This window comes from Streptomyces sp. SCPE 10 (genome assembly GCF_051980735.1).
Taxonomy (GTDB): domain Bacteria; phylum Actinomycetota; class Actinomycetes; order Streptomycetales; family Streptomycetaceae; genus Streptomyces; species Streptomyces misionensis.
Window position 1 is genome coordinate 4,685,391 of record NZ_CP197069.1, and the last position, 14,684, is coordinate 4,700,074.

At 73.9% G+C, this 14,684-nt stretch carries 11 protein-coding genes; 8 read left to right on the top strand and 3 right to left on the bottom strand.

Annotated features, from left to right (window positions below):
- Positions 1-15: 15 nt before the first annotated feature.
- The 5 genes from ACSP97_RS21820 (at position 16) to sucD (ending at position 7,475) form a co-directional block, all read left to right on the top strand.
- Entirely contained in the window at positions 16-1,161 is a 1,146-nt protein-coding gene (locus tag ACSP97_RS21820; RefSeq protein ID WP_355146029.1) for an ATP-binding protein, read from the top strand.
- Positions 1,119-3,686 carry a DUF5682 family protein gene (locus ACSP97_RS21825; protein ID WP_440558463.1) on the top strand — a complete coding sequence of 856 codons (2,568 nt, stop codon included), beginning with the start codon at positions 1,119-1,121 and terminating at the stop codon, positions 3,684-3,686. Before ACSP97_RS21820 ends, ACSP97_RS21825 begins: the two co-directional genes overlap by 43 nt.
- Entirely contained in the window at positions 3,683-4,870 is a 1,188-nt protein-coding gene (locus tag ACSP97_RS21830) for a VWA domain-containing protein (RefSeq protein WP_440553872.1), read from the top strand. The genes ACSP97_RS21825 and ACSP97_RS21830 overlap by 4 nt, the downstream gene beginning before the upstream one ends.
- A 514-nt stretch (positions 4,871-5,384) precedes the next feature.
- Entirely contained in the window at positions 5,385-6,563 is a 1,179-nt protein-coding gene (gene sucC / locus ACSP97_RS21835) for an ADP-forming succinate--CoA ligase subunit beta (RefSeq protein WP_070026243.1), read from the top strand.
- Between the two features lie 27 nt (positions 6,564-6,590).
- Complete coding sequence (sucD, locus tag ACSP97_RS21840; protein ID WP_355145579.1) at positions 6,591-7,475, top strand: succinate--CoA ligase subunit alpha; 885 nt, start codon at positions 6,591-6,593, stop codon at positions 7,473-7,475.
- Positions 7,476-7,561: 86 nt separating this feature from the next.
- Here sucD and ACSP97_RS21845 read toward each other — a convergent pair whose 3' ends face one another.
- A complete protein-coding gene (locus tag ACSP97_RS21845) occupies positions 7,562-8,638 on the bottom strand; it encodes a sigma factor-like helix-turn-helix DNA-binding protein (RefSeq protein ID WP_355527845.1) in 1,077 nt (358 codons plus the stop codon).
- Positions 8,639-8,751: 113 nt separating this feature from the next.
- Between ACSP97_RS21845 and ACSP97_RS21850 the strand changes: the two genes are divergently transcribed.
- Positions 8,752-10,455 carry a cell division protein PerM gene (locus ACSP97_RS21850; protein WP_440553874.1) on the top strand — a complete coding sequence of 568 codons (1,704 nt, stop codon included), beginning with the start codon at positions 8,752-8,754 and terminating at the stop codon, positions 10,453-10,455.
- 46 nt (positions 10,456-10,501) lie between these two features.
- Here the strand turns inward: ACSP97_RS21850 and ACSP97_RS21855 are convergent, their stop codons facing one another.
- Entirely contained in the window at positions 10,502-11,386 is an 885-nt protein-coding gene (locus ACSP97_RS21855) for a hypothetical protein (RefSeq protein WP_440553876.1), read from the bottom strand.
- Between the two features lie 281 nt (positions 11,387-11,667).
- On the opposite strand from ACSP97_RS21855, the gene purN reads away from it, so the two are divergent.
- On the top strand, positions 11,668-12,297 hold the full coding sequence (gene purN, locus ACSP97_RS21860; protein ID WP_355145585.1) for a phosphoribosylglycinamide formyltransferase: 630 nt from the start codon (positions 11,668-11,670) through the stop codon (positions 12,295-12,297).
- Positions 12,294-13,856 (top strand): bifunctional phosphoribosylaminoimidazolecarboxamide formyltransferase/IMP cyclohydrolase, encoded by a 1,563-nt coding sequence (gene purH, locus ACSP97_RS21865; protein ID WP_355145587.1) that lies wholly within the window; start codon positions 12,294-12,296, stop codon positions 13,854-13,856. The genes purN and purH overlap by 4 nt, the downstream gene beginning before the upstream one ends.
- Positions 13,857-13,991: 135 nt before the next feature.
- Here purH and ACSP97_RS21870 read toward each other — a convergent pair whose 3' ends face one another.
- Positions 13,992-14,519, bottom strand: a complete 528-nt coding sequence (locus tag ACSP97_RS21870; protein WP_355324247.1) for a hypothetical protein — start codon at positions 14,517-14,519, stop codon at positions 13,992-13,994.
- Positions 14,520-14,684 lie beyond the last annotated feature (165 nt).

Consider the following 14,684-nt stretch of genomic DNA (forward strand, 5'->3'; position numbering starts at 1 on the left):
TCAGCCATGTCAGCCATGCCTGCGTCCGCGCAACCGAAGACCGCCGCACCGCAGCCCAGCGAGGGCGCGACCGCCGAGGGCGCGACCGCCCTGCGACCGCACGCGGAGCAAGCCTTCGCCGCTGAACTCGCCGCGCTGGCCGCGCAGGACGACCGGCCGCGCCCGGCCCGCTGGAGACTGTCGCCGTGGGCGGTGGCCACGTACCTGCTCGGCGGCACGCTGCCGGACGGTACCGTGATCACGCCGAAGTACGTGGGCCCGCGCCGGATCGTCGAGGTCGCCGTCACCACCCTCGCCACCGACCGCGCCCTGCTCCTGCTCGGCGTGCCCGGCACCGCCAAGACCTGGGTCTCGGAGCATCTGGCCGCCGCCGTCAGCGGTGACTCGACGCTGCTGGTCCAGGGCACCGCGGGCACCCCCGAGGAGGCCATCCGCTACGGCTGGAACTACGCGCGGCTGCTCGCCCACGGCCCGAGCCGCGACGCCCTCGTGCCCAGCCCCGTCATGCGCGCCATGGCCGAGGGCATGACCGCCCGGGTCGAGGAGCTGACCCGCATCCCGGCGGACGTGCAGGACACGCTGATCACGATCCTGTCCGAGAAGACCCTGCCCATACCGGAGCTGGGCGAGGAGGTGCAGGCGGTCCGCGGCTTCAACCTCATCGCCACCGCCAACGACCGCGACCGCGGCGTCAACGACCTCTCCAGCGCGCTGCGCCGCCGCTTCAACACCGTGGTGCTGCCGCTGCCGGAGAGCGCCGAGGCCGAGGTCGACATCGTCACGCGCCGCGTCGAGCAGCTCGGCCGCTCGCTCGATCTGCCGGCCGTGCCCGACGGGATGGCGGAGATCCGGCGCGTCGTCACCGTCTTCCGTGAGCTGCGCGACGGCATGACCGACGACGGCCGTACGAAACTGAAGTCGCCCAGCGGCACGCTGTCCACGGCCGAGGCGATCTCCGTCGTCACCAACGGCCTCGCGCTCGCCGCCCACTTCGGCGACGGCGTGCTGCGCCCGGCCGACGTCGCGGCGGGCATCCTCGGCGCCGTCGTCCGCGATCCGGCGGCCGACCGGGTCGTCTGGCAGGAGTACCTGGAGACGGTCGTGCGCGAGCGCGAGGGCTGGACGGACTTCTACCGGGCGTGCCGGGAGGTGAGCGCGTGACCGGCCGGGGCGGTCCGCTGCTGCTCGGGGTACGGCACCACGGGCCCGGCTCCGCGCGCGCCGTGCGCGCCGCCCTGGACGCCGCCCGGCCCGCGACCGTCCTGATCGAGGGGCCGCCCGAGGCGGACGCGCTGATCCCGCTGGCCGCCGACCCCGGACTGCGGCCGCCGGTCGCCCTGCTCGCCCATGCCGTGGACGAGCCCGGCCGCTCGGCGTTCTGGCCGTTCGCCGCGTTCAGCCCGGAGTGGGTGGCCGTCCGCTGGGCCCTGGAACACGGCGTCCCGGCCCGCTTCATCGACCTGCCGGCCGCCCACACCCTCGCGTGGGACAAGGAGACCGACCGGGACGAGGGGGCCGTCCAGGAGGAGGGAGCCGACCCCTGCGACGAGGGCGGCGGGGCCGGTGGCGACGACCAGGTGCGCGTCGACCCGCTCGCCGTGCTCGCCGAGGCCGCCGGGTACGACGATCCCGAGCGCTGGTGGGAGGACGTCGTGGAGCACCGGGGGCCGGGCGGCCGGGACCCGTTCGCCCCGTTCGCGGTGCTCGCGGAGGCCATGGGCGCGCTGCGCGAGCGGTACGGCGCGGGCGGACGCCCCCGGGACCTGGTGCGCGAGGCGCAGATGCGACTGCAACTGCGGGCGGCACGCCGGGAGTTCGGGGACGCGGTGGCCGTGGTGTGCGGGGCCTGGCACGTGCCCGCGCTCGGCGCGAAGACCACCGTCACCGCCGACCGGGCGCTGCTGAAGGGGCTGCCCAAGGTCAAGGTCGACGTGACCTGGGTGCCCTGGACCCACCGCAGACTGGCCCGGTCGAGCGGATACGGCGCGGGCATCGAGTCGCCGGGCTGGTACGGCCATCTCTTCCACGTCCCCGACCGGCCGGTGGAGCGCTGGCTGACCAAGGTGGCGGGCCTGTTGCGCGAGGAGGACCGGATCGTGTCCTCCGCGCACGTCATCGAGGCGGTACGGCTCGCGGAGACCCTCGCGGTGCTGCGCGGCCGTCCGCTGCCCGGGCTGGGGGAGACCACCGAGGCGGTGCGCGCGGTGATGTGCGACGGCTCGGACGTGCCGCTGGCGCTGGTGCACGACCGGCTGGTGGTCGGGGACGTCCTGGGCGAGGTGCCGCAGACGGCTCCCGCCGTGCCGCTGCAACGCGACCTGGCCCGGCAGCAGCGCGCGCTGCGGCTCAAACCGGAGGCGCTGGAACGCGAGCTGGAACTGGACCTGCGCAAGGACACCGACGCGGCCCGCAGCAGGCTGCTGCACCGGCTGCGGCTGCTCGGCATCGGCTGGGGGGAGCCGGGGCACGCGCGGGGGAGCACGGGCACGTTCCGGGAGACCTGGCGGCTGCGCTGGGAGCCGGAACTGTCGGTGCGGGTCGCGGAGGCGGGGGTATGGGGGACCACCGTGGCCGGGGCGGCGCGGGCCAGGGCCGAGGCGGACGCGGCCGCCGCGGGGGCCCTCGCCGAGATCACCGCGCTCGCCGAGCGGTGCCTGCTCGCCGGGCTGTCGGACGCCCTGCCGGTGGTCATGCGGGCGCTCGCCGACCGGGCGGCCCTGGACACGGACGTCGGCCACCTCGCCCAGGCCCTGCCCGCGCTGGTCCGCTCCCTGCGCTACGGCGACGTACGCGGCACCGACACCCGCGCGCTGACCGGCGTCGCGGCCGGCCTCGCCGAACGGGTCTTCGTCGGCCTGCCCCCCGCCTGCGCCGCCCTGGACGCCGACGCGGCCGAGCGGATGCGCGGACACGTGGACGCGGTGCACACGGCGGTGGCGCTGCTCGGGGAGAGCCTGACCGGCACGCCCGGCGCCGAGGGGGCCGGTCAGGGACCGGCGCCCACCGTGGGCGCTCCCGCGGTGGAAGGCACTCCGGCGGCACCCGCCGACGGCCGCGCCACCGGCTCCCGCGCCCTCGGCGGGCTGCGGACGCGCTGGCGGGCCGTGCTGCGCACCCTCGCGCTGCGGGACACCGTGCCCGGGGTGATCCGGGGGCGGGCCGTGCGGCTGCTGCTGGACGAGGGGGCGCTGGCGGCCGGCGAGGCGGCGCGGCTGATGGGGCTCGCGCTGTCGCCGGGGACGCCGCCCGCCGACGCGGCCAGCTGGATCGAGGGTTTCGCGGGCGGCGGGGGCGGTCTGCTGCTGGTGCACGACGAGCGGCTGCTCGGCCTGATCGACGGCTGGCTGACCGGGGTGTCGGCGGAGGCCTTCACCGACGTGCTGCCGCTGCTGCGGCGCACCTTCGCGGCGTATGAGCCGGGGGTGCGCAGAACCCTCGGCGAGCTGGTGCGGCGCGGGCCGGGGGAGCGGGCCGGGGCGGCGGCCCGGGGGCTCACCGCACCCGGCTTCGCCGCCGAGCCGGACACCGGGCGCGCCGACGCCGTACTGCCGGTGCTGCGCCTGCTGCTCGGCCCCGACCCGGAACCGGCTGCGGACCCGGCTCCCGACGCGGATCCGGACCCCGGCGGCCGATCCGGGATGACCACGACCACATACGACAACGGACTCGCGGGAGTGGCCGGATGACGAACGCAACGGCGCCGACGGCGGCGACGGACCCGGACGACCCGGTGCGGGAGCGGCTGCGGCGCTGGCGGCTGGTGCTCGGCGGGGAGCAGGCCGACGGCACCGGATGCGCGCTGTCCGGGCGGGACGCGGCGATGGACGCCACCCTGGCCGCGCTCTACGGCAAGGGCGACAAGGCGCAGTCGGGGCGGGAGCGCACGGCGGGGCTCGGCGCCTCGGCGCCGTCCGTGGCGCGCTGGCTCGGGGACATCCGCACCTACTTCCCCTCCTCCGTCGTCCAGGTCATGCAGCGCGACGCCATCGACCGGCTGGGGCTCGCCGCGCTGCTGCTGGAGCCGGAGATGCTGGAGGCCGTGGAGGCCGACGTACACCTGGTCGGCACGCTGCTCTCGCTCAACAAGGCGATGCCGGAGACGACGAAGGAGACGGCGCGGGCGGTGGTGCGCAAGGTGGTGGACGACCTGGAGAAGCGGCTCGCCACCCGCACCCGGGCGACCCTGACCGGCGCCCTGGACCGCAGCGCGCGCGTCAGCCGGCCGCGCCACCACGACATCGACTGGAACCGCACCGTCGCGGCCAACCTCAAGCACTACCTGCCCGAATACCGCACGGTGGTCCCGGAACGGCTGATCGGCTACGGCCGCGCCGCGCGCTCGGTGCAGAAGGAGGTCATCCTCTGCATCGACCAGTCGGGCTCGATGGCGGCGTCCGTGGTCTACGCGTCGGTCTTCGGCGCGGTCCTCGCCTCCATGCGGTCGATCGGCACCCGGCTGGTCGTCTTCGACACGGCGGTGGCCGACCTCACCGACCAGCTCGACGACCCGGTGGACGTGCTCTTCGGCACCCAACTGGGCGGCGGTACGGACATCAACCGGGCGCTCGCCTACTGCCAGTCGCGCATCAGCCGGCCCGCCGAGACCGTGGTGGTGCTGATCAGCGACCTCTACGAGGGCGGCATCCGCGACGAGATGCTCAAGCGGGTGGCGGCCATGAAGGCGTCCGGGGTGCAGTTCGTGACCCTGCTGGCGCTGTCCGACGAGGGGGCGCCGGCCTACGACCGGGAGCACGCGGCGGCGCTGGCCGCGCTCGGCGCGCCGGCCTTCGCCTGCACGCCCGACCTGTTCCCGGAGGTGATGGCGGCGGCGCTGGAGAAGCGCCCGCTGCCGATACCGGACACCGCCTGAAGAAGCCGGGGAGAACCGGGAACCCGGACGGCGTGCGGGGCGTCGGAGGGGGCATCGGGTAGCCGGCGCATCCGCTCACGCCCGGTCACCTCGCTCCCCGGGGCGGCCGCCCCCGGTCGGCCGAATGCCGTCGGTCCGACCGGGCGGAGTCCCGCGGGTGGGGCGGGTGGTCCCCATTGGGGTGGGGATCAACCGTCCCGGCCCCGGTCCTGCCGGAGCCGTCCGGAGACCTCACCGGGCCAACCCCAGCCCGGTGAGGTCTCGTACCCGCCGGTAGGCGGGAGCGGCGCGGCACGGCGTGCCAGGGAACCCGGCATCATGTGACAGGTATCACCGCTCAGGTGTGACCCTCGATTTAGGGAGCCCCCGCAAGCGGCGATAACCTGCGAGACGGACATGCCGCGCGCTCGGACACCGTGTGCGCCCCCCTAGTGACAAGCGGACGTCACGTTGCCCTTCGCGGCACGCCCACGCATCCAACGAACCGCGAGATCACTGATAGGGACGGAAGCGCGTGGACCTGTTCGAGTACCAGGCGAGGGACCTCTTCGCCAAGCACGATGTACCGGTGCTGGCCGGTGAAGTCATCGACACGCCTGAGGCGGCGCGCGAGATCACCGAGCGTCTGGGCGGCAAGTCCGTCGTCAAGGCGCAGGTGAAGGTCGGTGGTCGCGGCAAGGCCGGTGGCGTCAAGCTGGCCGCCTCCGCGGACGAGGCCGTCGCCCGCGCGACGGACATCCTCGGCATGGACATCAAGGGCCACACGGTCCACAAGGTGATGATCGCCGAGACCGCCCCGGAAATCGTCGAGGAGTACTACGTCTCCTTCCTCCTCGACCGTGCCAACCGCACCTTCCTCTCCATCGCGTCCGTCGAGGGCGGCATGGAGATCGAGGAGGTGGCGGCCACCCGTCCGGAGGCCGTCGCCAAGACGCCGATCGACGCGATCGACGGTGTGACCCCGGAGAAGGCCCGCGAGATCGTCGAGGCCGCCAAGTTCCCGGCCGAGGTCGCCGACAAGGTCGCCGACGTGCTGGTCAAGCTGTGGGACACCTTCATCAAGGAGGACGCCCTCCTGGTCGAGGTCAACCCGCTGGCCAAGGTCGCCTCCGGTGACGTCATCGCCCTCGACGGCAAGGTCTCCCTGGACGACAACGCCGAGTTCCGCCACCCGGAGTTCGAGGAGCTGCACGACAAGGCCGCGGCCAACCCGCTGGAGGCCGCCGCCAAGGCGAAGAACCTCAACTACGTCAAGCTCGACGGCGAGGTCGGCATCATCGGCAACGGCGCCGGTCTCGTCATGAGCACCCTGGACGTCGTCGCGTACGCCGGTGAGAACCACGGTGGCGTCAAGCCCGCCAACTTCCTGGACATCGGCGGCGGCGCCTCCGCCCAGGTGATGGCGAACGGCCTGGAGATCATCCTGGGCGACCCGGACGTCAAGTCCGTCTTCGTGAACGTCTTCGGTGGCATCACCGCCTGCGACGAGGTCGCCAACGGCATCGTGCAGGCCCTGAAGCTCCTGGAGGACCGCGGCGAGAAGGTCGAGAAGCCGCTCGTCGTCCGCCTCGACGGCAACAACGCCGAGCTGGGCCGGAAGATCCTCACGGACGCCAACCACCCGCTGGTGCAGCGCGTCGACACCATGGACGGCGCGGCCGCGAAGGCCGCCGAGCTGGCCGCCGCCAAGTAAGCACGAGGACGAGGACACCGACACACCATGGCTATCTGGCTCAACAAGGACAGCAAGGTCATCGTCCAGGGCATGACCGGCGCCACCGGCATGAAGCACACCAAGCTCATGCTCGGTGACGGCACGAACGTCGTGGGCGGCGTGAACCCGCGCAAGGCGGGTCAGACCGTGGACTTCGACGGCACCGAGGTACCCGTCTTCGGCACCGTCAAGGAGGCCATCGAGAAGACCGGCGCCGACGTCTCCGTCATCTTCGTGCCGGAGAAGTTCACGAAGGACGCGGTCGTCGAGGCCATCGACGCCGAGATCCCGCTGGCCGTCGTGATCACCGAGGGCATCGCCGTGCACGACACGGCGTCCTTCTGGGCGTACGCCGGCAAGAAGGGCAACAAGACCCGGATCATCGGCCCGAACTGCCCCGGCATCATCACCCCGGGTCAGTCGAACGTCGGCATCATCCCGGGCGACATCACCAAGCCGGGCCGCATCGGTCTGGTGTCGAAGTCCGGCACGCTGACGTATCAGATGATGTACGAGCTGCGGGACATCGGCTTCTCGACGGCCGTCGGCATCGGTGGCGACCCGATCATCGGCACCACCCACATCGACGCGCTCGCGGCCTTCCAGGAGGACCCCGAGACCGAGCTGATCGTGATGATCGGTGAGATCGGTGGTGACGCCGAGGAGCGTGCCGCCGCGTTCATCAAGGAGAACGTGACCAAGCCGGTCGTCGGCTACGTCGCGGGCTTCACCGCGCCGGAGGGCAAGACCATGGGTCACGCCGGCGCCATCGTCTCCGGCTCCTCCGGCACCGCACAGGCCAAGAAGGAGGCCCTGGAGGCGGCGGGCGTCAAGGTCGGCAAGACCCCGACCGAGACCGCCAAGCTGGCCCGGGAGATCCTCTCCGCCTGAGCGGCTCGACCGAACACCCGCAGGCCCGCCCCTTTCCCGGGGGCGGGCCTGCGGGCGTTCTCGGCGGGGCGCGCGCCGAGCGGGGCTCACCGGGGCGTCGGCTCGACCCGGTCCGGTCCCGCGGCCGAGTCCTGGCGGAGCTTGTCGCGCAGCAGCTGCTCGGTGCGGGACAACGGGCCCATCGGGGCCGGCCGGGGCACGCCCTGGACGGCCCGGGCGGGGGCGACGGGGGGCTCGTAGTGGGTCGGGGCGGTCCGCAGCGTGAGCGTCGTCGCGCCGATGATCGTCACCGTGAAGGCGATGGCCGCGCGGGTCCAGAAGACGTTGCGGCGTTCGCCGACCGTGCGCACCGTCGGCGGACGGGAGGCGCTCAGCCGTTCCCGGGAGGCGAGTTCGGTGAGCCGGCGGTGCAGCACGGCCGTGTCGGCCAGTTCGGGGACGTGCGCGGCCACCGCCTCGCGCGCATGGGTCAGCCGGTTCGCCGCCGCCGGGGTGCTGGCCTCCGTCTCCGCCGCCGTCTCCGGCAGGTCGAGGCCCACACCGTCGTACAGCACCAGCGTGCGCCGGTAGGACGGCGGCAGTCTCAGCAGCGCGTGCAGCAGGTCCCGGTCGGCCGGGTCGGCGGGCGGCGGCTCGGGGTGCCGGTGGCGCGGCCGGAACCGGTGCCAGGGCGAGAGCGCGCAGTCGTACGCCACCGCCCGCACCCAGCCGGCCGGGTCCCGGTCCTGTGCCACCTCCGGCCAGCGCTGCCAGGCCTGCTGGAAGGCGTGCTCCACCGCCTCGCGGGCCAGCTCGCGGCGCCCGCAGAGCAGATAGGTCTGGCGTACGAGGGCCGGGGCGCAGAAGGCGTAGAGCGCGTCGAAGGCCTGAGCGGGCGTCAAGGGTTCGGGGCCGGGCGCCGGATCCTGGTCCGGTGCGCCGGGACTCGTCTTTCCGGGGTCGTTCCGAGGGTCCGCCGGCCGGGCGAACGAGGCGAGGAGTTCGGCGTACGCCCGCCCCTCGTCGCCGGTCGGGTCCCGGCGGCCGGACTCCCACGCGCGCACCGTGGCACGGGCCACGCCGAGGCGTGCGGCGAGCTGAGCGTGCGTCATGGTGCGGGACCGGCGCAGGCGTCGGCGTTCCTTGGGCGGTGGCAGCGGGCTGGCGGAGATCTGCGGGGTCACCGTGCACCCTTTCGTACGATAAGTGACATAAACATATATTGAGCGACACTTCGGTGGTTCACCTGTTACGCCGGGAAAGCGCGTGTCGTTGGGAGCATGGCGAGGTGACCCAGATGACCGATCGCCGACCGTCGCTCACCCCGCTGTCCACCCGACTGCGCGACCGTCCGCCCGGCCTGTCCGCCAGCCTGCTGAACGGCGTGGTCGCGGCCGGGCTCGGCCTCGGCGCGCTCACCGTGCTCGTGCTGGCCCTGTGGATCAGCTCGCCCTACCCCGACAGCGGTCCGGGCGGCGCGCTGCACATCGCCGCCGCGCTCTGGCTCCTCGCGCACGGCGTCGAACTGGTCCGCACCGACACCGTCTCGGGCGCCCAACTGCCCGTCGGCGTCACGCCGTTGCTGCTCATGGCACTGCCGGTGTGGCTGCTGTACCGGGCCGGGCGCTACGCCACGGACGCCTCCGCCGACCCCGACGGGCCACCGCCCGTGCCGGTGCGCACGGCATGGCTGGGCGTGGTCACCGGCTACCTCGGCGTCGGCACCGCCCTCGCCGTCTACTGCTCCGGCGGCGAACTGCGCCCGTCCTGGGGCGGGGTGACGGTGTGGCTGCCGTTGGTCGTGGTGGCCGGGGCCGGAGCCGGGGTCTGGTCGGCGCACGGGTGCCCGCCCCAGCCGTTGCTGCGGGCGCTCAGGGTGCTGCCGGGGCCCGTGCGGCGGGCGGTGCTCGGCACGGACGCGCGGGTGCGGCTGGGCACCGCCGCGCGGGCCGCCGGAGCGGCGACGGCCGTGCTGACCGGGGGCGGGGCGCTGCTCGTGGCCGCCTCGATGGTGTGGCACGGAGCCGCGGCGCGGGCCTCGTTCCTGGAGCTGACGGACGGCTGGACGGGACGGTTCGCGGTGCTGCTGCTCGGCATGGCGCTGGTCCCCAACGCCTCCGTGTGGGCCGCGTCCTACGCCCTCGGTCCCGGTTTCGTCCTCGGCGCCGGGCACCCGGTGCACCCGCTTGCCTCCGACCCGGCGCCGCTGCTGCCGCCGTTCCCGCTGCTCGCGGCGGTGCCGGACGCCGGCCCCGGGACGCGGCTGAACTGGGCGGCCGGGCTGCTGCCGGTGGTGGCCGGGATGGTGGCGGGGTGGTTCGTGGCCCGGGCGGCGGTACGCGGGCCGCGCCGCTGGCGGACGGGACGCACCGCCGCGGTGGCGCTGTGGACGGCGGTGGGCTGCGCCCTGCTGCTGACCCTGCTCGCCGCGCTGGCGGGCGGCCCGATGGGGGTCGCCGCACTGTCCCGGTTCGGCCCGCCGTGGTGGCTGACCGGACCGGCGGCCGGCGCGTGGACCGCGCTGTTCGGGCTGCCGGCGGCCCTGGTCGTCCGGGCGTGGCGGCTGTGGCGGGGGCGGGCGGGGACCGCCCCGGCCGGGACGGCGTCCCCGAGGCTCCCGGCCGGTGCCCCGGAGACGAGGCCGAAGAGCCGGACCGGGACCGGCCCGGGGGCCCGGCGCGAGGACACGCAGGTCACCCCGCCGAAGCCGGCCCAGGACCCGACCCTCGCCGCGGAGGAGGGGTACGACATCCTGCCCGCCGAACCCTTCGTCCCGGGTCTGCGCGACGATCTGGACCGCGCCCTCCACCAGGCGGCCGCACCCGAACCGGCCGAGAACCCGGCGGACGACGTTCCTCGAAAGGACGAGGCTCCCCGAAAGGACGACGCCCCCCTGAAGGACGAGACCCCCCTGAAGGACGAGACCCCCCGGGAGGAAGAGACCCCCCGGCTCGGGACCGGCGAGGACGCCGGAACCGCCCAGCAGGACAAGGCCCCTTGACGTGGCGGTCCCCCGACGGGACGCGGACCGGGCCCCTGGCGCCGGACTACTCGTTCCCCGCGCTCAGCATGCCCCGCAGCTGCTGCGGCAGCAGGGTCTGGCAGGACTGTTTGGCCTCGTGGGTGAGGGCGTCGTCGACACAGGTGAAGTAGTCGCGGTAGACGAACTGGACCGCGAACGTCGAGGCGACCAGGACCAGGGCGAGGGCCGCCGTGACCAGGCCGCCGACGGCCGCCGTCGTCTGCGGCCGCCCGGCGGGCGCGGGGGCGGGCGTGTGCTGGTCCGGGGCCGGGGTGCGCGGCTTGCCGCGCAGCGCGCTGACCCCCCAGTACAGGGCCAGTGCGCCCAGCAGCAGCGCCACGTACGGCCAGCCGAACAGCACGAAGAAGACGGCCCACATGCCGGACAGCAGCGCGTAGCGCGCCCGGCGCTGGACCGGGTCCGTGGGGTCCCAGCGCATGCCCGCGCCGGGGCCGCGGCCCGGACCGCCCTGCCCGCCCGGACCACCGGGGCCGCCGGGGCCCTGCGGGCCGGCGCCGGGACGCTCGCCGAAGCCGCCGGGCGCACGCCCCGGCTGGCGGTCGCTCCACTGGCTGCCCCACGGGGAGCCGCCCTGATGCCCGCCGGGACCGCCCTGACCCGCGCCGGGTCCGCCCTGTCCGCCGGGGTGCCGGGGCTGCCACGGCCGGTCCGGGGCGCCCTCCGGCGGCGGCGCGAACGGGTTGTCGTCCTGCTGTCCGTCACCGCCCTGCCGACCCTGGCCGCGGCCCTGGTCCCGTCCCTCGCCGGAGCCGTCCCCGGTGTTGCCCGCCCCGCCCCGCGGGGCGTCGGGCGGGGTCGACGGCCGCTCGCGCAGCAGCATGCCGGCGCGCGCTCCCCCCGGGACCGAATCTGGCGGGAACGTGAGGAGTCGCAGGCTGCGGACGGGCATCAAAAGAGCGTCTTCCCCTAGATCAACACGGCTGGTCGTCGTGAGCTTCCACCTCGTCAACGCGCCGCATGTCGACCGCGTTCCCGAGGCTGCCCCTCGCGATTCCCTGCGAACGCTACCTCCCGGCCACGCACCCGTCCCGTGGGGGCCGTCCGCGGTGCCGGTATCGTTGCTGGCGGTCGGCCGGTTCGTAGACTTCCCCGTATCCCGGGGCGCGAAGCATTCGTACGACTGTACAAACCGCCGACGGCACAGATCGTTTCTTGAGAAAGGGCCCCACCGTGGCCGCCAACCCCGTGGCCAAGCGCCTCGTCGTGCTGGTCTCCGGATCCGGCACCAATCTGCAGGCGCTCCTGGACGAGATCGAGCGCACCGGCGCGGAGGCGTACGGCGCGCGGATCGTCGCCGTAGGGGCGGACCGCGACGGCATCGAGGGGCTCGCCCGCGCCGAGCGGGCCGGGCTGCCGACCTTCGTGTGCCGGGTCAGGGACCACGCGAGCCGCGAGGAGTGGGACGCCGCCCTCGCCGCGGCCGTGGCGGCGTACGAGCCCGACCTCGTGATCTCGGCCGGGTTCATGAAGATCGTGGGCAAGGAGTTCCTCGCGCGCTTCGGCGGGCGGTTCGTCAACACCCACCCGGCCCTGCTGCCCAGTTTTCCCGGCGCCCACGGCGTCCGTGACGCGCTCGCGTACGGCGCCAGGGTCACCGGCTGCACCGTCCACTTCGTCGACGACGGCGTCGACACCGGGCCGATCATCGCGCAGGGCGTGGTGGAGATCCGGGACGAGGACGACGAGAGCGCGCTGCACGAGCGCATCAAGGAAGTCGAGCGAAGGCTGCTCGTCGAGGTCGTGGGGCGGCTCGCCCGCAACGGCTATCGCATTGAGGGACGAAAGGTAGTTATCCAGTGACCGCCGAGAGCAACAAGCGGCCCCTTCGCCGGGCGCTCGTCAGCGTCTACGACAAGACCGGCCTGGAAGAGCTGGCACGCGGGCTGCACGAGGCCGGCGTCGAGCTGGTGTCGACCGGGTCCACCGCCTCCCGCATCGCCGCCGCCGGTGTCCCCGTCACCAAGGTCGAGGAGCTGACCGGCTTCCCCGAGTGCCTGGACGGCCGGGTGAAGACCCTGCACCCCAAGGTGCACGCGGGCATCCTCGCCGACCTGCGGCTGGACAGCCACCGCGCGCAGCTCGACGAGCTGGGCGTGGCGCCGTTCGACCTGGTCGTCGTGAACCTCTACCCGTTCCGCGAGACCGTCGCCTCCGGGGCCTCGGCCGACGAGTGCGTGGAGCAGATCGACATCGGCGGCCCCTCGATGGTCCGCGCCGCCGCCAAGAACCACCCCTCGGTCGCCGTGGTCACCAGCCCCGAGCGGTACGCCGACGTGCTGGAGGCCGCCAAGGACGGCGGCTTCGACCTGGCGGCCCGCAAGCGGCTGGCCGCCGAGGCCTTCCGCCACACCGCCGCCTACGACGTGGCCGTCGCCTCCTGGTTCGCCGCCGACTACGCCCCGGCCGACGAGTCCCGCTTCCCGGACTTCCTCGGCGCCGCCTACGACCGCCAGAACACCCTGCGCTACGGCGAGAACCCGCACCAGGACGCCGCGCTGTACGTGGACGGCACGGGCGGGCTGGCCGAGGCGGAGCAGCTGCACGGCAAGGAGATGTCGTACAACAACTACACGGACACGGACGCCGCCCGCCGTGCCGCGTACGACCACGACGAGCCCTGCGTCGCGATCATCAAGCACGCCAACCCCTGCGGCATCGCGATCGGCGCGGACGTCGCCGAGGCGCACCGCAAGGCGCACGCCTGCGACCCGGTCTCCGCGTACGGCGGTGTGATCGCGGTCAACCGTCCGGTGAGCCGGGAGATGGCCGAGCAGGTCGCGGACATCTTCACCGAGGTCATCGTGGCACCGGACTACGAGGAGGGGGCCCTGGAGGCCCTCACCAAGAAGAAGAACATCCGGGTGCTGAAGGCCCCCGGCGCGCCCGCGGGCGAGGTCGAGGCCAAGCAGATCGACGGCGGTCTGCTGGTCCAGGTCACCGACCGGCTCCAGGCCGCCGGCGACGACCCCGCCAACTGGACGCTGGCCAGCGGCGAGGCGCTGTCCGCCGAGGAGCTGAAGGAGCTGGCGTTCGCCTGGAAGGCGTGCCGCGCCGTGAAGTCCAACGCGATCCTGCTCGCCAAGGACGGCGCCTCGGTCGGCGTCGGCATGGGCCAGGTCAACCGCGTCGACTCCTGCAAGCTGGCGGTCGAGCGGGCCGGTGAAGAGCGCGCCCGCGGCTCCTTCGCCGCCTCCGACGCCTTCTTCCCCTTCCCCGACGGCCCGGAGATCCTGATCGGGGCCGGCGTCCGCGCGATCGTCCAGCCCGGCGGTTCCATCCGCGACGAGCAGGTCGTGGAGGCCGCCAAGAAGGCGGGCGTGACCATGTACTTCACGGGCACGCGCCACTTCTTCCACTGAGCCGTGACGGTCTGCGGCCCCCGCCACGAGGGGGCCGCAGACCGTCCACGCGGCCGGGGCCGTGTCCCACCCCGGAAGGGTGGGACACGGCCCCGGACGTCGAACGGCGCGAAGTGTGCTCCGCGCCGGGGTGGTTCAGTAGCGGGCGCGGTTGAACCAGGCCTTGCCGTCGGCGCCGCCGACGAAGCAGGCGATCAGGATGCCGAGCACGATGTGCACGATGCCCAGGATGACGAGGAACGGGTAGACGCCCAGCACCGCGCTGAGGATGCCGAAGACCAGGACCGTGACCCGCAGGCCGTTGCCGCCGGTGGAGAACTTCGCGGCCATGACGGCCGCCCACACCAGCCAGGCGAGCGCGAGCACCGCGAAGGCCCAGATCACGCCCACCGGGTAGTCGGAGAGTCCCGGCAGGGAGTTGTCGTTCTTGGCCTTGTTGATCGCCACGGCGGAGAAGGCGAACAGCGCCACGCCGATGACCTGGAGGGCGACGATGACCCACAGCATCGCGCGGGCCGCGCTGACCTTGCCCGGCATGGCGGTCATCGGGGCGGCGGCGCCGTACGGCTGCTGGACCGGCGGCGCGGCGGGGTAGCCGTAGCCGGGCTGCTGGGGCTGGCCCTGCGGAGCGCCGTAGGGATTGTTCGGGTCGCCGTAGCTCATGGCTGGTGTTCCTCCGTTGCTTTCCGAGTGCGGGGACGAGGCGCGGCACTGCACGGAGGAGAGTTTCTACAGATGCGGTCCGTCCCCCCGATGAGCTGCCCGCTGCACTGTGGTGTTCATCGTTCTTGACCGGATAGTGACTTGTCCAGCCGTAATCTCCGGGTG

What these genes read in the sequence shown, in the direction of transcription:
- ACSP97_RS21850 (WP_440553874.1), top strand. Translation starts at nt 8,752, where the DNA reads ATGACCGATCGCCGACCGTCGCTCACCCCGCTGTCCACCCGACTGCGC.
- ACSP97_RS21855 (WP_440553876.1), bottom strand. Translation starts at nt 11,386, where the DNA reads ATGCCCGTCCGCAGCCTGCGACTCCTCACGTTCCCGCCAGATTCGGTC.
- sucD (WP_355145579.1), top strand. Translation starts at nt 6,591, where the DNA reads ATGGCTATCTGGCTCAACAAGGACAGCAAGGTCATCGTCCAGGGCATG.
- ACSP97_RS21830 (WP_440553872.1), top strand. Translation starts at nt 3,683, where the DNA reads ATGACGAACGCAACGGCGCCGACGGCGGCGACGGACCCGGACGACCCG.
- ACSP97_RS21870 (WP_355324247.1), bottom strand. Translation starts at nt 14,519, where the DNA reads ATGAGCTACGGCGACCCGAACAATCCCTACGGCGCTCCGCAGGGCCAG.
- ACSP97_RS21820 (WP_355146029.1), top strand. Translation starts at nt 16, where the DNA reads ATGCCTGCGTCCGCGCAACCGAAGACCGCCGCACCGCAGCCCAGCGAG.